Raw genomic sequence first — 18,633 nt, 5'->3', positions numbered from 1 at the left:
CGCTAAGGCTGCCGCTGATCGTTTAACGGTACTGCCATGCGCTTCCCGGCCCTACTCACCTGGCTCGCCTTCCCGGTCTATATCTGGCAAGGCCTCGGCGTGCGACGCCGCACCACGCGCATGCTGCCGGCTCAAGGGCCGGTAATGCACGAAATATCAGGCACAGCACCGGCAATCTCGCTTCTGGTGCTGGGCGATTCCTCCGCCGCTTCGGTCGGCATCGGCAATTCGGAAGACGGACTTGCCGCGCAACTCGCCGTGCTGATTTCACAAAGCACCGGCCGCGCCGTGCGCTGGCGGGCGGCCGGCTTCAATTCGGCAACGTCCGGCCAGATCCGCGACCATGTGCTGCCCAATCTGTCGGCCGATCCGTGGACGCATATCGTGCTGGCCATCGGCACCAACGACACCAAGAATTTCCACTCCGTGCCGCGCTTCAAGAAGGAGTTCGGTGGCCTGCTCTACGGCCTGCGCGCCAAATGGCCGGAAGCGCGCGTGGTGTGGTCGCCGGTGCTGGAGTTCACGCGGGCGCCAGCCATGCCGCCGCTGCTCGGAAAGATCCTTGAGATCCGCGCCACCGACATGAACCGGATGGGCGAACGCCTTTGCCTGGAGCGCGGCGCGGTGCCGGCGCCGCGCCTGCCGATCACCAATCCGGAAGCCGGCTTTGCCTCGGACGGCTTTCACGCCTCGGAAGCAGGCTACCGGGCCTGGGCCGAGCATCTGGTCGGCCCGGTGCTTGGCCATTGAGCAGCGACGACAAGTGCGTCCTACGTCAAATGCCCGAGCACGGCCGCCAGTGAAATCGCGGCCATGGCGAGCAGTGCCAGCTTCCAGAAATCACCGCGTCGCTTGAGGCCTGGCCAGCCAAGCGGCTTGATCAGTTGAATGACCATGAAACCGGCGATGACAAGGGCGAGGAATTTCGTCATGCCGCCTTTGACCAGCAACGCGCCCGGCTGTCAAAGCACGTCGTTCATTGCCTGAGAAAGAACGGACGCCGGGATCCCGAACCGGAACGCGGCGCCCTTTGACCGGCAAACGATCTACTTCAGCGGCTTGAGGCCAGCCTCGATCGAAGCGCGCTTCGGTTCGAGGAATGGCGGCAGGGCGAGGCTTTCCCCCAGCGTTTCCAGCGGCTCGTCGGCGGTGAACCCCGGACCGTCGGTTGCGATCTCGAACAGGATGCCGTTCGGCTCGCGGAAGTAGAGCGAACGGAAATAATAGCGCTCGACCTCGCCGCTCGACGGCAGCCGGAACTCGGCCAGCCGCGCCGTCCATTGATGCAGCGTTTCCTGGTCCGGCGCCCTGAAGGCAACATGGTGAACCGCACCGGCACCTTGCCGTGCCGGCGCCAGTCCCGGCTGCACCAGGACATGCAGCTCCGCCGCCGGCCCGCCCTCGCCCATTTCGAAGACGTGAACCTGGCCCTCCGGCGAGGCATAGTCGCGCGCCTTGCGCATGTTCATCACCGTGGTCACCACCGCCTCGGTGTTGGTGATGTCGGGAACGCTGATGACGATCGGCCCGAGCCCGCGGATCTGGTGCTCGGCCGGTACCGGGCTTTGCGCCCAGGGATGGCTGCCGCCCTTGCCGCCATCGCTGACCAGGCGCAGACGCTGGCCCTCGGGATCTTCGAAGTCCAGTGACGCATAACCGCCGATGTCGCCGATCTCTCCTGTTGCCAGGCCTTCGTCGGTCAAGTGTTGCTTCCACCAGGCAAGGCTCTCCTGGCTGCCGACCCTGAGGCTGGTCCGCACGATGCTGTGCGTGCCGCGCCGCTCGCGGCCGACCGGCCAGTCGAAGAAGGTAAGGTCGGTGCCCGGTGTCGCTTCGCCGTCGGCATAGAAGAGGTGGTAGGCCGAGGTGTCGTCCTGGTTTACGGTCTTCTTGACCAGCCGCAGACCCAGCACCTTCGTATAAAAATGAAGATTGCCAGGCGCATTGGCGGTGATGGCGGTCAGATGGTGGATACCTGTCAGTTGCAAGCTCATCGTCGTCTCCCTGCTGTTGGGGAACAATTTTCTCCCTCCATATCAGAACTGCGGTCACCCCGCTGAAGGCCTCGTATTCCGACAGTCCGTCGCCGGAAACTGAACAGCGGCGCCCAGAGCACGTCGTCGCTATGAACAATCGGAAGTCGCGAACCTGCCTTCGGCACCGTTCTATGCGGCGAAAAGCGATGCCTTGCCTGCGTCGCGCGCACTGGTCGCAACTATCGTCTCGCGCCTGACATCCTCCTGACAGACTGCTGTCAGGAGGGGTATGCGTAGTACCTCCATACAGAGAGAGGAGACTGGCCATGAACGGTTACACCATTCTGCGCGGCATGCAGCACTATGTCGGCAAGATCCGCACGATGCGCAACGAGATCCGCACCCAGCGGTTCATGAACTCGCTGCCGGCGGATATTCGCAAGGATATCGGCTGGCCGGACATGTATGCGGACCGTGGCCCTCGGGGCAATTGAAGCCAATTTTTCGACCCGGCGATTGGATGTGGGCGCGTCAACGCCCAGATAACAGGTCCGGTGCGTGAGGATGGGAGCGAGCCTATGCCCGAACAGAAGACGATCGGTTTCCTTTTCATCGAAGGTTTTGCCGACTGGGAGTATGGGCTGCTGGCGGCCTCGGCGGTCGAATGGTTCGGCGCCCGTGCCGTGTCGCTGACGCCTGATGGCAACCCAGTGGCCGGGATCAGCGGCTTTCGGCTGACGCCCGATCGATCGGCCGGGGCGGATGAGAATGACGATCTCGACGCCATCGCCGTCATCGGCTCCGATGAGTGGGCCGGCAAGGCACCGCCCGATGTTGCCGATCTGCTCAATGCTGTTGCATCGCGCGGCGGCGTGGTCGGCGGCATCTGCGCCGGCACGCTGGCGCTAGCCCGCGCCGGCCTGTTCGAGAAGGCCAGGCATACGAGCAATGGCCGCGACTGGATCAATGGTCATGAGGCCGGCTATGCCGGCGACAACCTCTATCAGGATGTGCCGCATGCCATGGCCGACGGCAAAATTGTTTCCGCGCCAGGCTCGGCGCCGGGCACCTTCGCGCTCGCCTTTCTGAAGACGCTCTACCCCGAAAGAGGCAGCGATCTCGCTCGGATGCGAACGCTGTTTGCCAAGGAGTATGCTGAAGCCTCCTGACAGTATGCTGTCAGGAGGGCCGTGCAATGGTGCCAGCTTCGGGCACCCGTGCATCGGCGGTCGAAAGGACGATCGATGAAGAGTTGGAACGACAGACTGAGCACACCAGGCATCAACGGCGTCAAGCCGACGCCGCGCACGATGGCCGATGTCGTCGAAGGCCAGCCTATGCTGGTGCCGACAGCGCGCCAGGTCGATGATTTCATCCGCTCGATTCCCGAAGGCGTCGAGATGGATGTGCGTGCGCTGCGTACAGCACTTGCCGTCGAGCATGGCGCCGAAGTGACATGCCCGGTCACCATAGGCTATCATCTGCGCACTGTTGCCGAAGCCGCCAACGAGGACCTCCAGCGCGGCATGACGCCGAGTGACGTGGCACCGTTCTGGCGCGTGCTCGATGCGAAAACGCCGACGACGAAGAAACTGTCCTTCGGCGCGGAGTTCGTCGCCGTGCAGCGCAAGCGCGAAGGGCTGAAACCATGAGGCATGCCGCCCAAAAGTGTTCTGCGGTTTTGGGATAACGGCATGCGCGAAAACACGATGCATGCCACCCAGAGGTGGACCGGTTTCGGGCGGCATGCATAGAGACAACGCCGAGGGACCATACGATGCGCCGCGCCGACAGGCTCTTCCAGATCGTGCAGCATCTGCGCGGTGGCCGATTGGTCACCGCCCAGAAGCTCGGCACATGGCTCGAAGTTTCCGAGCGAACCATCTATCGCGACATTGCCGATTTGCAGTCGACCGGAGTGCCGATCGACGGCGAGGCCGGCGTTGGCTACATGATGAGGGAGGGTTTCGACCTTCCGCCGCTGATGTTCACGCGTGACGAGATCGTCGCGCTGGTCGCCGGCGCCCGCATGGTGCGTGCCTTTGGCGGTGCCGCCATGGCGCGGGCCGCCGACGAAGCGCTGGTCAAGATCGGCGCCGTATTGCCCGATGCGGAGAAAGACCGCATCGCCCGCACCGAGATCCACACACCGATGTGGGTGGTCAGCGACGCCGCCCGCGAGGCGATCGACCTGATCGAGCGCGCGGTCGAAAAGCGCCAGGTGCTGACCATCGACTATTCCGACGAGGCCGGCCGCGGCACCGCCCGCGATATCCGCCCGCTCGGCCTGTGGTTCTGGGGCAAGGTGTGGACGCTGGTCGCCTGGTGCGAGATGCGCGACGATTTCCGCGCCTTCCGCATCGATCGCATCGCCTCGGTGGTCATCGCCGGCCGCATCTTCAAACCGGAGCGCGGCAAGCAACTTGCCGACTTCTACCGCGCAGTGGAGCGCAGCGAGGACTATGGCATGGCGCCGGATCGCGCCGCGCGCAGCTGAGACCTGGCGCAGCTACAAAAAGCCCGCTCGAAGCGGGCTTTTTCTTGGAATATCAGACAACCTCACTCGTCGTCGTCATTGTCCGTGTTCTTCGACTTCAAGGCCGAAAGCTTGGCGAACACGGCGTTGGCGTCGAGTTCGGCGTCCTCGTCCTTCGGCTTCTCGGGAGCCGGCACCAACCGCTCGGTCAGGGCCGCCGGCAGCAGCGTGTCGCCGACCGGCTGCGCCTGTTCGCGGCCGCGCGAGGCGCGGTTGACTTCCATGTCGAGGTCGATCTGCGAGGCGAGACCCAGCGTCACCGGGTCCATCGGCTGCAGATTGGCTGAGTTCCAGTGCTTGCGCTCGCGGATCTGTTCGATCGTCGACTTGGTGGTGCCGACGAGGCGCGAGATCTGCGCGTCCTTGAGCTCGGGATGGTTGCGCACCAGCCACAGAATTGCGTTCGGCCGGTCCTGGCGCTTCGACAGCGGCGTGTAGCGCGGACCCTTGCGCTTGGATTCGGGCACCCGCACCTTGGGGTCTGAAAGCTTCAGGCGCTGGTTCGGATCCTTCTCGGCACGGGCGATCTCGTCGCGGGTCAGCTGTCCGGTCATGATCGGGTCCATGCCCTTGATGCCTTGCGCCGCTTCGCCATCGGCGATTGCCTTGACCTCGAGCGGATGCAGCCCGCAGAACTGCGCGATCTGCTCGAAGGAAAGTGCGGTATTGTCGACCAGCCAGACGGCGGTCGCCTTGGGCATCAGCAGCGTATTGGCCATTTTACAAATCCTTCTCGTTCGCCCGCGTTCCCGCGCGGGCGGTGGTTTAGAGCCACCAAAATGGGAAATTCGCGGTCTGTATAACCGCTCTCGGGTCCTTTCGCAACGTTTTTGGAGCAAAGACCGGAAGCCGTGAGTACTTACCGAAAACGTTCCGCGCTCTTGAGCAGAACGACAAGCTGGCTTCGCTGGCGAGTTCCGGTCTTGGCAAAGATCGGTTGAGGTAGGGCACCCCGGTCATGCCGGAGCCGCTGCTTCCATCAGGGTTCGCCCTTGTGAAAGCGCCGAGCCAAGATGCCATGCAGGAAACTGAGGTCAACCCTGCTCGATGGCCGGTATCGGTTGGGACGGTCGTTGATCTCCCGCCCAAAACGACAAAACCCGCCGGACTGGGTCCAGCGGGCTCGGAACCGCGACAAAGTTCGTCTGGTGCGGCTCTGGCTTCCACGGCTTGGGCCCGCCGGAGCGGACCAGGACGTGGCTTTAGATAGCCCTGCGGGCGATCTTTTCGATGTCGGCGCGGTTGATGCCGAGATCGCTGAGCTGACGTGCGTTGAGACGGTTCAGTTCGCGGACGGTCTCGGTGTACATACGCCAGTTACGGAAAGCGCGGATCGGGTTCATGGTAGTCCCTCCAGAATGATGTTCGTTTCGATGGTGCTCAAATAGGCGTCATCGATGAGGACTTGAATGGCTGATTTTGCATAGCAATGATGCAAATGCTGCATTGCAGCATTAAGCTTCTGTTCATCTTGTGGGCAGCGAGGCGCTGACCTCGCGCGCTGTCAGCCTACGTCGAGCACGATCTTGCCGATATGCTCACCCTCTTCCATGCGCTCATGCGCCCGCCAGGCTTCGCTGAGCGGGAAGATCATGTCCATCACAGGGGCAACCTTGCGCGTGCCGAGCAGCGGCCACACCTGCGCTTCCAGCGCCGCCGCGATCGCCGCCTTGAACTCGACGGTTCGCGGCCTCAGCGTCGAACCTGTGTGGGTAAGCCGCTTGACCATGATCTTCGAAAAGTCCGCGCTTGCGACAGCGCCGGCCTGAACGGCGATCTGGACGATGCGGCCTTCGACCGCCGCGGCTTCGTAATTGCGCGCCACATAGTCGCCGCCGACCATGTCGAGGATGACATTGGCGCCTTTGCCACCCGTTGCCTCCTTCACCGCGGCGACGAAATCCGCCTCGCGATAATTGATCGCCCGGTCAGCGCCGAGCTTCAGGCAGGCGTCGCATTTCTCCTTGCTGCCGGCAGTGGTGATGACATAGGCGCCGAAGGCGGAGGCAAGCTGGATTGCTGTCGTGCCGATGCCGGACGAGCCGCCATGGACGAGCAGCGTCTCGCCTTTCTTGAGGCTGCCACGCTCGAACACATTGTGCCAGACGGTGAAGTAATTCTCCGGCACCGCCGCGGCTTCGGTGTGGGTGAAGCCGGCGGGCAACGGCAGCACGCTCCCTGCATGGACCTTGACATATTCGGCATAGCCGCCGCCGGGCGTCAGCGCACAGACGCGGTCGCCAATGCGCCAGCGTGATATGTCGTCGCCAAGGGCCGCCACTTCACCCGAGGCCTCGAGGCCCGGCAGGTCGGATGCGCCGGGCGGTGGCGGATAGGCGCCTTTGCGCTGCTGGACGTCGGGCCGGTTGACGCCGGCGGCATGCACCTTGATCAGGATCTCGCCGGGGCCGGGCTGCGGCACGTCGCGTGTTTCCGGCTTCAGCACCCGAGGGCCACCTGGCTCCGAGATCGCGATGGCCGTCATTCTTGCCGGAATTTTCTGTCCGCTCGCCATGAGATTTCCCGTCTTTCCTCGCCGTTATCCGACCGGCTGTTTGCATCGACGCCCCTGCCCTATGTATGCTGATTGCCAAATCAGGCAAATGGCCAATCTGGTCTTGGCGGAGGAGGAGCGACGATGGCGATCTTCGACGACGAACCCAAGAAGAAGGCGCGCCCGCACGAGATCGGGCAGGACCTGTCATTGCTTTCCGTCAGCGACTTGACTGAGCGGATCGGCATCCTGCGCGACGAAATCGCCCGCCTGGAAGCCGAACTCAAGGCCAAGGACACCACCAAATCCGCGGCCGAAGCACTGTTCCGCCGCGGATAGGCGCTCGGGCGTACAGCCCGCCGCCGAAAAGCCCGAATGCGACTGTCTTCAGACGCAGCGTTCCCGCCAAACCTGAGCCGGATCAACCAATGTTCGCAACCTACCGACCGATCCTCTCGCTGCTTCGCGGCACCGCTTTCCTGCTCGCGGCATCTGGTTTGCATGGGCTGCTTCTGCCCCTGCGCGGTCAGTTGGAAGGCTTCTCGACCGCATCGCTCGGCCTGATGGGCACGGCCTGGGCCGGCGGCTTCGTCACCGGCTGCTTCTTCGCACCGCGCATCGTGCGCCGCGCCGGCCACGTGCGCGCCTTTGGCGCCTTTGCCGCGTCCGGCGCCATCGTGGCGCTGCTCACCGGGCTGATTATCGACGAGTATGTCTGGATCCTGCTGCGCGCCTTCACCGGCTTCACCATGGCCGGCGCCTTCATGGTCATCGAAAGCTGGTTGAACGAGAAGGCCACCAACGAGAACCGTGGCACCGTCTTCGGCCTCTACATGATGGTGACTTATGCCTCGATCATGGGCGGGCAGATGATCGTCGCCGGCGGCGACGTGAAGTCCGCGTCGCTGTTCATGATCACCGGCATCCTGTTTTGCCTGTCGCTCATTCCGACAGCGGTCTCGACCGCTTCCCACCCCAAGCCGCTGCAGGATGTCTCACTTGATGTCAGGGGCCTTTATGCCAATTCGCCGGTGTCGGCGGTCGCTTGCGTGTTGATCGGCATCGCCAACGGCGCCTGGGGCACGCTTGGCGCGGTCTATGGTGCACGCATCGGCATTTCCACGGCCGAGATCGCCCTGATGATGAGCCTTGTGGTCGTTGCCGGTGCCGCCATGCAGCTTCCGGCCGGGCGCCTGTCCGACAAGACCGATCGGCGCTTCGTGCTGGCGGGGGCGGCTTTCGGCGGGGCCTTCTTCGCGCTCATGATCTTCCTGTTCGAGCCACGCTCCGGCGTCTTCGTCATCGTCTTCACCGCCGCCTATGGCGCCTTCGCCTATACGCTCTATTCCATCGCCGTGGCGCATGCCAACGACCACGCGCGCTCGGAGGATTTCGTCAAGGTATCTGGCGGGCTGTTGCTGCTCTATGGCTTCGGCACGATGATCGGACCATTGCTTGCGGCTGCCCTGATGGGCTGGATGCGCCCGGAAGGTCTGTTCCTGGCGACCGCCTTCGCGCATCTCTGCCTGGCGGGCTACACGCTGCTGCGCATCAGCCGCCGCGCGCCGGTGCCGATCGGGGATCGTGACGCCTTCAAGACGCAGCCGGCCGACCGTTCGGTCACCCCGGAAGCATTGCGGCTTGATCCCAGAAGAAAAGCAGAAGCAGACGGTTGAGATTCGAAAGGCTTTGCCTCACTAATACAGGCATGATGTTTTCCGACGCCTTCATGGCGATTGCCGATCCCAACCGGCGCCATCTTCTGGAAGAACTTCGCCGCGGCCCGAAAACCGTCACCGAATTGGCCGCCGGCTTGCCGGTCTCGCGCCCAGCCGTGTCGCAACATCTGAAAGTGCTGCTCGATGCCGGCCTGGTCCACGCCAAGCCGGAAGGAACAAGGCGCGTCTATACGGTGAGCGGCACTGGCTTCCTCAAACTCAACATCTGGCTCGATCAGTTCTGGGAAGCCTGACCCGATCAACCGTTGTTGTAGGGGAAGAACTTGAAGTAGGGCTGCGCCTCCCCGATCACCCGAGCGAAGGCGGGGCGCTGCAGCAGCCGGTCGTGATAGCGCTTCACAGCCGGGTACCTGTCGCCCAACGGCTCGACCTTGTTGGCATAGAACAGCGCGGGGGAGGCTGCGCAATCGGCCATGGTGAAGCTGTCGCCCATCGCCCAGATCTTCGACTGCATGTCGTGTTCGATGATGGCGTAGGAATTGCGCAACCGGTCGCGAGCCTGCTCGACGCCGAACGGGTCGGTCTTGCCGCCGGGACGCAACCGATCGCCGACAATCTTCTGCATCGGCTCCTGCACATAGAAATCATAGAAACGGTCAGCTTGGCGGACGGCCAACGCCATGTCGATCTCGGCGGGAACGAGGTCGACCGGCCCCGGATAGTGCGCGGCCAGATATTCGACGAGGATGCTCGATTCCAGCACCGTACGGCCACGCGCATCGTCGCGCAGCGCCGGCATCTTGCCGGCCGGCGAGATCTTCAGGAAGGCCGCGCGCGATTCAGCATCGCCAAGGTCGACGATGACAGGCGTGAACGGCGTGGCGTTCTCGTACAGCGCGATCAACGGCTTCCAGCAGAAGGAGGCCAGCGGATGGAAATGAAGTGTCAGGGACATTTTTTGCTCGTCTGTTTCGTGGATTGTCGGTGGCCGCTACCCTGCGGCACGCCTGTTGCGGTTAGCCTTGTCCGTCAAACCAGCCTATGCTGCTTCAACCGGCTTGGACATGCGCGATGATCGCTGCGGACATCTCGGCCCAGTCGTCCGGATGCAGCTCGTGGCCGCCACCTTCGATGCGAATGAGTCTTGCGCCGGTGACCGTCTCGGCCAGCGCCTCGCCGTGTTCGACCGGAAAGATCGGATCCGCCGTGCCGTGAATGACCAGCAGCGGCGCCGCGATCTCGTGCAGGCGGCCCTTCCAGGCGGCGCCGCCCTTGAGCATGAAATGGTTGGTCGCGCTCAGGAAGCCGCCGGAGCGGTCGTAATCCTGCTCGACAAAGGCCCGTATCCCCGCCGCATCGAATGGATGCGTGGTGCTGGCGATCGCCCGCGCATCCCTGACGATGAAATCGACCACTTGACCACTGTCCGACCAATCGACTTTGGCGCCCTCGGCCGAGTGTTCCATGTAGGCTTCGGTCGTCCCGGGAAGGCCGGATGTGTCGATTCCCACCGGCGAACTGCTGATCACAGTCAGAGATACGACACGCGAGGGATGTTTCAACGCCACAAGCTGCGCGATCATGCCGCCCATCGACATCCCGACGACATGCGCCTTGCCGATGCCGTGGTCGTCCAGAACATGCATTGCATCGTCGGCCATATCATCGAACGTGTAGGGCGGCTCTCCCGGCTTGTATTTCGTCGAACGGCCGGTATCGCGATTGTCGTAGCGGATCACGAACAGGCCGGCACCGGCCAGTTTCCGGCAGAACGCCTCCGGCCACCACAGCATCGAGGCCATCGCTCCCATGATCAGCAACAGCGGCGGGTTCGCCGGATCGCCAAAGACTTCGGATATAATCTCAGGGCGTTCGGTGGTCCTCATCACGCAGTCTCCTCTCTGCAAAACTGATTGCAGTTTGCAATCGGTTGCACGATAATAAAACTGCTACGATAATGCAACCGGTTTTGGAGAAAAATCTCATGAGCATGGATCGCCGGTCCGGGTGCCCGATCAATCTGTCGCTGGAAGTCTTCGGCGACCGCTGGAGCCTGATCATCCTTCGCGACATGATCTTCGGCGGCAGGCGCCATTTTCGCGAGCTGCTCAACGGATCGATGGAAGGCATCGCCTCCAACATCCTCGCCGACCGGCTGAAGCGCCTGATGGAGCTGGGCATGCTGACCAAGGCCGACGATCCCTCGCACAAGCAGAAGGCGATTTACAGCCTGACCGAGATGGCAATCACGCTGGTTCCGATCCTGGCCCATCTCGGCGCCTGGGGCCGCGTCTGGCTGCCGGTCAGCGACGAATTGTCGATCCGCGCCGAACTGCTGGAAAAGGGCGGACAGCCTATGTGGGACAAATTCATGGACGAGTTGCGGCACGAGCATCTCGGCATGCCGCTCGATACAATGTCTGGCCTTTCTGTCCGCGCGACCTTGCAGGCCGCCTACGAGGCCGTGGTTGCCAGCAAGGCCCTCGCCGCCAGCCCGGCCGCGTAACCAACTTATTTTCCCGTTTTGGGGCCGGCTCTGCTAGAAGAAGCGGAAAATCACAATTCACGGGATTGGATAAGGTCTTGGTTGAGAACTCTCGGGATGCTGCCCGCGCACGCGCCGACCTGCGCTTCAAGAAGCAGGAAGAGGCGGCAACCGTCCGCCAGAAGGCGATGGCCGAATACGCCGCCGAGAGCGACGCCCGCCAGGCCAAGACCAACAAGCTGCGGGCACTGCGTCTCGCCAAGGAAGCGGAAGACCTCGCCAACGCGCCGGCGGAACCCGCCAAGAAACCGGCCCGCGCCAAGAAGAAGTAGCCCAGCCACGTCTGGAGCCATACAAGCGGCAACGCTTATCCGGAAGAGCCGGCGAAGGCTGTTTTCCATCCCGCCTTTTCACGCGAAGCAATTTCAACCGGAACCGGGATGTTATCTCACCCGCCGACGGTCGATGATCGACGCGTTTCAAACAGGAGACCGCCATGACCGCACTGCCGCTCGAAAAAGCCAGGCAAATCATCGAAACCGCCTTTGCCAAGGGCTCCGATCTCAAGCTCAAGCCGCTCGGCGTCTCGGTGCTCGACGCCGGCGGGCATCTGGTCGCCTTCCAGCGCCAGGACGGCGCCTCGTTCCTGCGTCGGCAAATGTCGGCCGGCAAGGCCTATGGTGCGCTCGCCATCGGCATGGGCTCGCGCAAAGTCGAGGCCTTCGCCAAGGAGCGCCCGCATCTCGTCGCCGGCATCTCGGACGTCTCGGGCGGGCGCGTGCTGCCGGTCGTCGGCGGCGTGCTGATCCGCGACAAGGCCGGTGCCATCATCGGCGCCGTCGGCATTTCAGGCGACACGTCGGACAATGACGAAGCCGCGGCAATCGCCGGCATCGAGGCCGCCGGTTTCACCGCCGATCCGGGGTGAGGTCGGGAACTTCGTCATCCACGGGCGGAGCAGGAGCGAGGCTCCGTCGCGCAGACCCGAGGATCCATTCCGTAACATCCGCCGTAGAGTGCAGCGGAGCAGAATTCTGGACCGCTGAAACGCTCACGTGTCGCGGCTTGGACCCTGGGGTCTGCGCCCGTCGCTACGCTCCTTGCTACGCCCTGGGATGACGACGTTAGGGGCGTTTGCGCCAACTGTCAGCGCAAGTGCCCGTCAAACTTCCGCCTTCCGCGCCGGGGGACCTAATTCAAATTGATGTCCCGGCTGGCCGACCGCATCGACACCGCGAATCCGGCCAGCACGTCGAACAGCGCGATGACCATCAGCGTGAAGAAGACGGAATGGGCCGCACCCTTCACCAGCAGGAATTCGACCAGGAAGGCCACGAAGACCAGCGTCGACAGAAGATGGTCCATGATCGAGGCGTTGGTGGTGCGCACCGACTTCGCCATTTCGAGGAACAGGAAGATCAGCCCAATCAGCACCATCAGATCGCCAAGCGTCATCGAGAACACGCCACCCGACATCATGCTGAATGAGAAGACCTCGCTTGCCCACGGATCGTCACCGCTGCCGAATATTCCCAGCAGTCCGAGATTGTAGAGCACGAAAGGCACGATCAGCAGCGGAATGGCACCGAACATCTGGCGTCTCCATGTGGGGGCAATCCTTTGTAGAATGCGCCACAGGCACGCCGTCAAGATGTTTCGATGGCAGCGTTGAACACGGTCGAAGACCGCACGCAACAACAATGTCAGCCGGTTGCCTGCAACGATTGCCGCCCACGCGTCGAGATGCGCGCTACCCCGCCCCCCAAACGCAAAAGGACCGGCCACTGGCCGGTCCTTTTGGAATTCAAACCTTTGGAAGGCTGGTCTCAGCTTTCCTTGGGCGTCAACACCTGGCGACCGCGATACATGCCGGTCTTCAGGTCGATATGGTGCGGACGGCGCATTTCGCCGGAATTCTTGTCCTCGACATAGGTCGGGGCTTTGAGGGCGTCGGCCGAGCGGCGCATGCCGCGCTTGGACGGAGAGGTTTTACGTTTCGGAACGGCCATGGATATGCTCCACTACATGGTCAAAAGCCCCGCCCGCCCTCGTGAAAGGGCCATGTCGGGGCCTAAATCTGAGAAAGTCGGGTGCCTATACACGCCCTGTGCCGTTTTGGCCAGCACTGGCGCGAATTTTTTTGGATCGGCTAGCGGAGACAACCGACATAGGCGCCCGAGCGGCCGGCTCGCCGCTCGATCAGATTGGCAAGCCGCCTCAGGCCAGGCCCGGGCTTGGCCGGATTGCGGGCGATCGGATTTGGCAAAGAGACCGCAAGCAGGGCGGCCTGCCGTCGCGACAGCTGTTTTGCCGAGACGCCGAAATGGTGCTGTGCCGCGGCCTCGATGCCGTAGATGCCCGGCCCCCACTCGGCGATGTTGAGATAGATTTCCATGATGCGCCGTTTCGACATCACCGCATCGAAATAGACGGCCAGCGGCAATTCGACCACCTTGCGCACCGAGCCCAGCGGCCGCGACCAGAGATACAGGTTCTTGACCGTCTGCATGGTGATGGTCGAGGCGCCGCGCGTCGCTTCGCCGGCCAGCGCATCGTCGACGACGCCTCTCAGCTCGCCGAGATCGACGCCACGATGAAAGCAGAACTGCCCGTCCTCCGACATGATGACGGAATTGGCCAGCACCGGCGACACGTCGTCGATCGACACCCAGCGGCGGTCGTAACCGGAGAAGGTCGCCAGGTCCTTCAGCATCAGCGTCGAGACAGGATGCACGAAGAACGGCAGGTACAGAAACGTCAGCACGACCGGAATCAAAGCCAGCACCGCGGCCACGACGATGCCGCGCCGGACCCAGCGCTTGAGACCACGGCGGTTTACGCCCCGCGATCTCGTCGCCATGTCCAGCTTTTCGGTTTCATGATCGACGATCGGTTCCGCCAAGCCGCCCAACCCGTGCCAGAGAGCTCGTTTTGAAACGCGCTCCTGTGAGTCATGTGACGGTGTTTTCGAGAACCGGAGCGGAGCGTACATTAGAGTACGCAAGCACCGGAAGCGCAGAAAACGCCCTCAGATGACCGCAGGAGTAGAGTTTCCGAACGGGCTCATACTGCTCCGGCATAATGGCGCTTGCCTTCTTGCGCAACGTCTGAGTGTCGGCTACCGGTCCCGGCCATGACGAATGATGACCAAATGGCGTTCGAAATGGCGCTGATCAGGCGGGCAGCCGCCGTCGAGGTGCTGCTGCGGCGACTGCTCGACGACCGCGCGCTTTCGGGCGAGATCGCCCGGCCGGACCGGCTGATGGCGGCGATGCGCCATGGCGTGCTGAACGGCGGCAAGCGCCTGCGGCCCTTCCTGGTCATGGAAAGCGCCGCCCTTTTTTCCGCCGACGGCGAGGCGGCACTGCGTGTCGCCGCCGCACTTGAATGCGTGCATTGCTATTCGCTGATCCACGACGATCTGCCCGCCATGGACGACGACGACCTGCGTCGCGGCCAGCCGACCGTGCACAAGGCCTTCGACGAGGCAACCGCGATCCTGGCCGGCGACGCCCTGCTGACGCTGGCCTTCGACATCATTGCCGGCGAGTCGACCGCGCTGCCGGCGGAGCGGCGGGCAGCCCTGGTGCTGGCGCTTGCCCGCGCCGCCGGAGCAGGCGGCATGGTCGGCGGCCAGAAGCTCGATCTCGAAGCCGAACAGACGCCGCCGGACGAGGCCGGCATCATCCGGCTGCAGGCGATGAAGACCGGCGCGCTGATCCGCTTCGCCTGCGAGGCAGGCGCCCTCATCGCCGGCGCCCCGGCCGATGACCGCGAGCGGCTGGCCGAATTCGGCTCGGCGATCGGTCTTGCCTTCCAGCTTGCCGACGACCTGCTCGATTTGACCGCCGACGCCAGCCAGATGGGCAAGGCGACCGGCAAGGACGCCGCCGCCGGCAAGGCGACGCTGGTGGCCTTGCATGGTGCAAATTGGGCACGCGGCCAGCTGCACGGCCTCGTCGCGCAGGCGCATGCGCTGCTTGAGCCCTATGGCGACGATGCCCAGTTGCTGAAAGAAGCGGCGACATTCGTGGCGGCGCGTAACAGCTAAGGTTGGTGCCAGCCGGAACATCGAGCTGATTGCACGCACGTCCCCGCCGGCCGGTTCTGAAATAGAACTTGAGCGGAAGCCTGCCGAGGCAGAGGATTGACATCCGCACGGCAAGCACGCGGTGCGGATAAGAGTTGGAGGATGCCATGTCGACCACCGACAAGCTGTTCAGCGGTTCCATTCCCGAGATCTACGACCGGGCGATGGTGCCGCTGATCTTCGAGCCATATGCGCGGGATCTGGCGGAGCGGGTGTCGAAGCTCGGGCCGCAATCGGTGCTCGAAGTGGCGGCGGGCACCGGTGTGGTGACACGTGCGCTCGCAGCAAAGCTGCCGGCGCAAGCGCGCATCGTGGTCACCGACCTCAACCAGCCCATGCTCGACCACGCACGCACGCGGATGGTGGACGATCCTCGCATCACCTGGCAGCAGGCCGATGCTCAGGCGCTGCCCTTCGAGGACGCACAGTTCGACGCCGTGGCCTGCCAGTTTGGCGCGATGTTCTTCCCCGATCGGGTGGGCGCCTACGGGCAAGTTCGGCGCGTGATGCGGCTGGGCGGACACTTCCTGTTCAACGTCTGGGGTGCCATCGAAGAGAACGAGTTTGCCGATGAGGTGACGCGGGCGCTCGGCCATTTTTTCCCGGCCGATCCGCCTCGCTTCATGGCAAGGACACCGCATGGCTATCACGATGCGGACGTCATCCGCGCCGACCTGCATGCCGCCGGCTTCCGTAACATCACCATAGAGCCGCTGGATGCCGTCAGCGCCGCTTCCTCGCCATATGAGGCGGCCACGGCCTATTGCCAGGGCACGCCCTTGCGGGCCGAGATCGAGGCGCGCGGTGGCTCGCTGGGGGAGGTGACGCGATACGTGGCGAATGCCCTTGGGAAACGGTTCGGGGAAGGCCCGGTGAGTGGCCGCATCCGCGCCCTCGTCGTGGACGCGGCCTAGGCGCGCTGTCCATCCGGCGGCTCGCACGGCTCGCCTGCCCGAACGAACGAAATTTTAATGTAAATGAAGCGTAATCCCGGCCATTAAAATGGTGCGTATGTGTTGGGGTTGCGCATGCCTGAATATTCGTCCTTCATCCGGTCGGTCCGGATCCGCTATATTTCAGGGTTGCTGATCTTCGCGCTGGCTTCCGCCGGCATCGTGATTGCGCTTGATCGCGTCAATTCCTTTCGCCGCGACATCGATGCGCTGAGCAGCAATCTCGTCATCTTCACCCGAGACCTGCGCAACGCGACCAGCTTTGCCGAGACGACCGGCACCGCCTGGCGGGCGGAGACACGCGATGCCCTGACCACATCGGCGCGCGGCCATTCGGAGCGCCTGACCGGCGAGATCGAGACGCTGACCGCCCAGCTTGCGGCGATCAAGCCGCGGCTGTCGATCAAGACCGTCGACGAACTCCAATCCGCTTCAGTTAACGGCGATCTGTTCTGGTCGCCGCGCGACATGGTGCGCAATTTCAACCTGATGTCGGTGGCGCAGAAGGTCGACGAGTGGAGCTATCGCGAAATCCGCAACCAGAATGACCTGTTCGCCCAACCCATGCTGGTTCGCGTCCGCACCGCCATGGATGATGAGCGCCATCTGGCCGATGCCTCCAGCGACAGGCTGTTGTTGTGGGCCAGCGGGATCCTGTTCGCGGCCCTTGCCATCGTCGCCTTCTGGATCTTCCGCCCGATGGAAGTGGCGATCCGCCGCGCCTTTGCCGAATCCGCCGAATCCCTGTTCAAGGCCGAGGCCGCCGACCGCGCCAAATCGGAATTCCTGGCCAATATGAGCCACGAAATCCGCACGCCGATGAACGGTGTGCTCGGTATGGCCGAACTGCTGGCCAAGACCGATCTGACCCCACGCCAAAAGACCTTCACCGACGTTATCGTGAAGTCCGGCAACGCGCTGCTCACCATCATCAACGACATCCTCGATTTCTCCAAGATCAATGCTGGCCAGCTCACCCTCGACCCTGCTCCCTTCCGCCTTTCCGAGGCGGTCGAGGACGTGGCGACGCTGGTCTCGGCGCGCGTCGCCGAAAAGAACCTCGAACTGATCGTGCGCGTCGATCCGCGCCTGCCGGCCCATGTCGTCGGCGACGCCGGCCGGTTCCGGCAAATCATCACCAACCTGCTCGGCAACGCGGTGAAGTTCACCGAGAAGGGTCACGTGCTGATCGATGTCGGCGGCGAGATCGTCAACGACGTGGTCCAGCTCAAGATCCGCGTCGAGGACACCGGCATCGGCATACCGGCCGAGAAACTGCAGAACGTGTTCGAAAAATTCGCGCAGGTCGACGGCTCGTCCACCCGCCGTCATGAAGGCACGGGGCTGGGCTTGGCCATCGCAGCACGCCTCGTCGACCTGATGGCAGGCAAGATCGGCGTCGAGAGCGAGATCGGCCGCGGCTCGGTGTTCTGGTTCGCGGTGCCGCTGCCCGCGCATCAGGCCGCGGCGCGCGACGAGATCGTGCCGGTCGACGTCACCGGCGCGCGCGTGCTGGTCATCGATGACAATCCGGTCAACCGCGAAATCCTGCTCGAGCAGCTCAGGAGCTGGAGCTTCGACTGTGCCGCCGCCGAAAGCGGCGCCGTCGGCCTGGCCTTCCTCGATCGCGCCTTTCAGTTGGGCGCCGCCGTTGACTGCATCATCCTGGACTACCAGATGCCCGGCATGAACGGCGCCGACGTCGCCAGAGCCATTGCTTCCGACAGCCGGCTGTCCTCCATCCCGGTGGTGTTGCTGACCTCGGTCGACCAGGTCGATTTCGGCAAGATGATCATCGACTTCGGCATTGCCGCGCATTTGACGAAGCCGGCGCGCTCTGCGGTCCTGCTCGGCACCGTTATTTCGGTCGTGCAGAAGGCCCGTTCGCAGGTCGGCAAGGCGCAGTTTGTCCGCGAACCGATCGTCCAGGCTCCCCCGGCAGCGCCGCCCGCCTTTACCGTCATCCGCGGCCCGGCGCTGCCAGTCGCGGCAGCACCGGAATCGACAACCACGCCGAACGGACCGATCGACATCCTGATTGCCGAGGACAACGACGTGAACCAGCTGGTGTTCGGCCAGATCCTCAATGGGTTGGGCTTGAGCTACCGCATCGCGGGCAACGGCCGCACGGCGGTCGAGATGTACCGGGCGCTGCGCCCCAAGCTGATCCTGATGGACGTCTCGATGCCGGAGATGAATGGCTACGAAGCGACCCGCGCGATCCGGGCCATGGAGACTTCGACGGGCACCCATATACCGATCATCGGCGTCACCGCGCATGCGCTGAAGGGCGATCGCGACAAGTGCATCGAAGCCGGCATGGACGACTATCTGCCGAAGCCCGTTTCGCCCGACCGACTGGGCACCAAGATCGGCACCTGGCTCAGCGAGACCGTGGTGGCCAAGACGGCGTAAAAGCC

General features: G+C 63.5%; 24 protein-coding genes. 14 read left to right on the top strand and 10 right to left on the bottom strand.

What is annotated here, in order from left to right:
* The first annotated feature begins 36 nt into the window (after positions 1-36).
* Positions 37-750 (top strand): SGNH/GDSL hydrolase family protein, encoded by a 714-nt coding sequence (locus tag LB519_RS11745; protein WP_224620093.1) that lies wholly within the window; start codon positions 37-39, stop codon positions 748-750.
* A gap of 20 nt (positions 751-770) precedes the next feature.
* On the opposite strand, the gene LB519_RS11740 is transcribed toward LB519_RS11745, so the two are convergent.
* Complete coding sequence (locus LB519_RS11740; RefSeq protein ID WP_013529243.1) at positions 771-932, bottom strand: hypothetical protein; 162 nt, start codon at positions 930-932, stop codon at positions 771-773.
* Between the two features lie 114 nt (positions 933-1,046).
* Positions 1,047-1,994: a ring-cleaving dioxygenase gene (locus LB519_RS11735; RefSeq protein ID WP_024502993.1), complete on the bottom strand. Its 948-nt coding sequence runs from the start codon at positions 1,992-1,994 to the stop codon at positions 1,047-1,049.
* 308 nt (positions 1,995-2,302) lie between these two features.
* Between LB519_RS11735 and LB519_RS11730 the strand changes: the two genes are divergently transcribed.
* The 4 genes from LB519_RS11730 to LB519_RS11715 all read left to right on the top strand — a co-directional run bounded on the left by LB519_RS11730 (position 2,303) and on the right by LB519_RS11715 (position 4,473).
* Positions 2,303-2,470, top strand: coding sequence for a hypothetical protein (locus tag LB519_RS11730; RefSeq protein ID WP_013529241.1), 168 nt, complete (start codon positions 2,303-2,305; stop codon positions 2,468-2,470).
* An 84-nt stretch (positions 2,471-2,554) separates the two neighbouring features.
* Positions 2,555-3,145: a DJ-1/PfpI family protein gene (locus LB519_RS11725; RefSeq protein WP_224620091.1), complete on the top strand. Its 591-nt coding sequence runs from the start codon at positions 2,555-2,557 to the stop codon at positions 3,143-3,145.
* 75 nt (positions 3,146-3,220) lie between these two features.
* The gene (locus LB519_RS11720; protein ID WP_224620089.1) at positions 3,221-3,628 is read left to right on the top strand and encodes a hypothetical protein; all 408 of its coding nucleotides are present in this window, start codon (positions 3,221-3,223) and stop codon (positions 3,626-3,628) included.
* Between the two features lie 125 nt (positions 3,629-3,753).
* Complete coding sequence (locus tag LB519_RS11715; protein WP_013529238.1) at positions 3,754-4,473, top strand: helix-turn-helix transcriptional regulator; 720 nt, start codon at positions 3,754-3,756, stop codon at positions 4,471-4,473.
* Between the two features lie 62 nt (positions 4,474-4,535).
* Here the strand turns inward: LB519_RS11715 and LB519_RS11710 are convergent, their stop codons facing one another.
* The 3 genes from LB519_RS11710 to LB519_RS11700 form a co-directional block, all read right to left on the bottom strand.
* A complete protein-coding gene (locus LB519_RS11710) occupies positions 4,536-5,231 on the bottom strand; it encodes a DUF1013 domain-containing protein (RefSeq protein ID WP_013529237.1) in 696 nt (231 codons plus the stop codon).
* A 483-nt stretch (positions 5,232-5,714) separates the two neighbouring features.
* Complete coding sequence (locus tag LB519_RS11705; RefSeq protein ID WP_013529236.1) at positions 5,715-5,855, bottom strand: DUF1127 domain-containing protein; 141 nt, start codon at positions 5,853-5,855, stop codon at positions 5,715-5,717.
* Between the two features lie 161 nt (positions 5,856-6,016).
* Positions 6,017-7,027 (bottom strand): NAD(P)H-quinone oxidoreductase, encoded by a 1,011-nt coding sequence (locus LB519_RS11700; protein ID WP_224620087.1) that lies wholly within the window; start codon positions 7,025-7,027, stop codon positions 6,017-6,019.
* Positions 7,028-7,150: 123 nt separating this feature from the next.
* On the opposite strand from LB519_RS11700, the gene LB519_RS11695 reads away from it, so the two are divergent.
* The 3 genes from LB519_RS11695 (at position 7,151) to LB519_RS11685 (ending at position 8,978) form a co-directional block, all read left to right on the top strand.
* A complete protein-coding gene (locus LB519_RS11695) occupies positions 7,151-7,345 on the top strand; it encodes a DUF1192 domain-containing protein (protein WP_023810953.1) in 195 nt (64 codons plus the stop codon).
* 89 nt (positions 7,346-7,434) lie between these two features.
* Positions 7,435-8,682: an MFS transporter gene (locus LB519_RS11690; protein ID WP_024502978.1), complete on the top strand. Its 1,248-nt coding sequence runs from the start codon at positions 7,435-7,437 to the stop codon at positions 8,680-8,682.
* 32 nt (positions 8,683-8,714) lie between these two features.
* Complete coding sequence (locus LB519_RS11685) at positions 8,715-8,978, top strand: ArsR/SmtB family transcription factor (protein WP_013529232.1); 264 nt, start codon at positions 8,715-8,717, stop codon at positions 8,976-8,978.
* 5 nt (positions 8,979-8,983) lie between these two features.
* On the opposite strand, the gene LB519_RS11680 is transcribed toward LB519_RS11685, so the two are convergent.
* Positions 8,984-9,640, bottom strand: coding sequence for a glutathione S-transferase family protein (locus LB519_RS11680; protein ID WP_224620085.1), 657 nt, complete (start codon positions 9,638-9,640; stop codon positions 8,984-8,986).
* A 94-nt stretch (positions 9,641-9,734) separates the two neighbouring features.
* On the bottom strand, positions 9,735-10,571 hold the full coding sequence (locus LB519_RS11675) for an alpha/beta fold hydrolase (RefSeq protein ID WP_224620084.1): 837 nt from the start codon (positions 10,569-10,571) through the stop codon (positions 9,735-9,737).
* A 98-nt stretch (positions 10,572-10,669) separates the two neighbouring features.
* On the opposite strand from LB519_RS11675, the gene LB519_RS11670 reads away from it, so the two are divergent.
* The 3 genes from LB519_RS11670 to LB519_RS11660 all read left to right on the top strand — a co-directional run bounded on the left by LB519_RS11670 (position 10,670) and on the right by LB519_RS11660 (position 12,098).
* A complete protein-coding gene (locus LB519_RS11670; RefSeq protein ID WP_024502975.1) occupies positions 10,670-11,191 on the top strand; it encodes a winged helix-turn-helix transcriptional regulator in 522 nt (173 codons plus the stop codon).
* A gap of 77 nt (positions 11,192-11,268) precedes the next feature.
* Entirely contained in the window at positions 11,269-11,502 is a 234-nt protein-coding gene (locus LB519_RS11665) for a hypothetical protein (RefSeq protein ID WP_013529228.1), read from the top strand.
* Between the two features lie 164 nt (positions 11,503-11,666).
* Positions 11,667-12,098, top strand: a complete 432-nt coding sequence (locus tag LB519_RS11660) for a GlcG/HbpS family heme-binding protein (protein ID WP_063169165.1) — start codon at positions 11,667-11,669, stop codon at positions 12,096-12,098.
* A 263-nt stretch (positions 12,099-12,361) separates the two neighbouring features.
* Here LB519_RS11660 and LB519_RS11655 read toward each other — a convergent pair whose 3' ends face one another.
* The 3 genes from LB519_RS11655 to LB519_RS11645 form a co-directional block, all read right to left on the bottom strand.
* Entirely contained in the window at positions 12,362-12,763 is a 402-nt protein-coding gene (locus LB519_RS11655; RefSeq protein ID WP_013529226.1) for a hypothetical protein, read from the bottom strand.
* A gap of 233 nt (positions 12,764-12,996) precedes the next feature.
* Positions 12,997-13,179, bottom strand: coding sequence for a 50S ribosomal protein L32 (gene rpmF / locus LB519_RS11650; RefSeq protein WP_008834724.1), 183 nt, complete (start codon positions 13,177-13,179; stop codon positions 12,997-12,999).
* Between the two features lie 140 nt (positions 13,180-13,319).
* Positions 13,320-14,081 (bottom strand): transglycosylase domain-containing protein, encoded by a 762-nt coding sequence (locus tag LB519_RS11645; protein ID WP_013529225.1) that lies wholly within the window; start codon positions 14,079-14,081, stop codon positions 13,320-13,322.
* A 222-nt stretch (positions 14,082-14,303) separates the two neighbouring features.
* On the opposite strand from LB519_RS11645, the gene LB519_RS11640 reads away from it, so the two are divergent.
* The 3 genes from LB519_RS11640 (at position 14,304) to LB519_RS11630 (ending at position 18,628) form a co-directional block, all read left to right on the top strand.
* The gene (locus LB519_RS11640; protein ID WP_027162476.1) at positions 14,304-15,221 is read left to right on the top strand and encodes a polyprenyl synthetase family protein; all 918 of its coding nucleotides are present in this window, start codon (positions 14,304-14,306) and stop codon (positions 15,219-15,221) included.
* 146 nt (positions 15,222-15,367) lie between these two features.
* Positions 15,368-16,174 (top strand): class I SAM-dependent methyltransferase, encoded by an 807-nt coding sequence (locus LB519_RS11635; RefSeq protein WP_127365714.1) that lies wholly within the window; start codon positions 15,368-15,370, stop codon positions 16,172-16,174.
* 114 nt (positions 16,175-16,288) lie between these two features.
* On the top strand, positions 16,289-18,628 hold the full coding sequence (locus tag LB519_RS11630; protein WP_224620080.1) for a response regulator: 2,340 nt from the start codon (positions 16,289-16,291) through the stop codon (positions 18,626-18,628).
* The last annotated feature ends 5 nt before the right edge of the window (positions 18,629-18,633 follow it).

Source organism: Mesorhizobium sp. AD1-1 (genome assembly GCF_020164655.1).
Lineage (GTDB): Bacteria > Pseudomonadota > Alphaproteobacteria > Rhizobiales > Rhizobiaceae > Mesorhizobium > Mesorhizobium ciceri.
The sequence above is the reverse complement of the archived record's forward strand: the minus strand, read 5'-3'. Positions and strand labels throughout refer to the sequence as shown.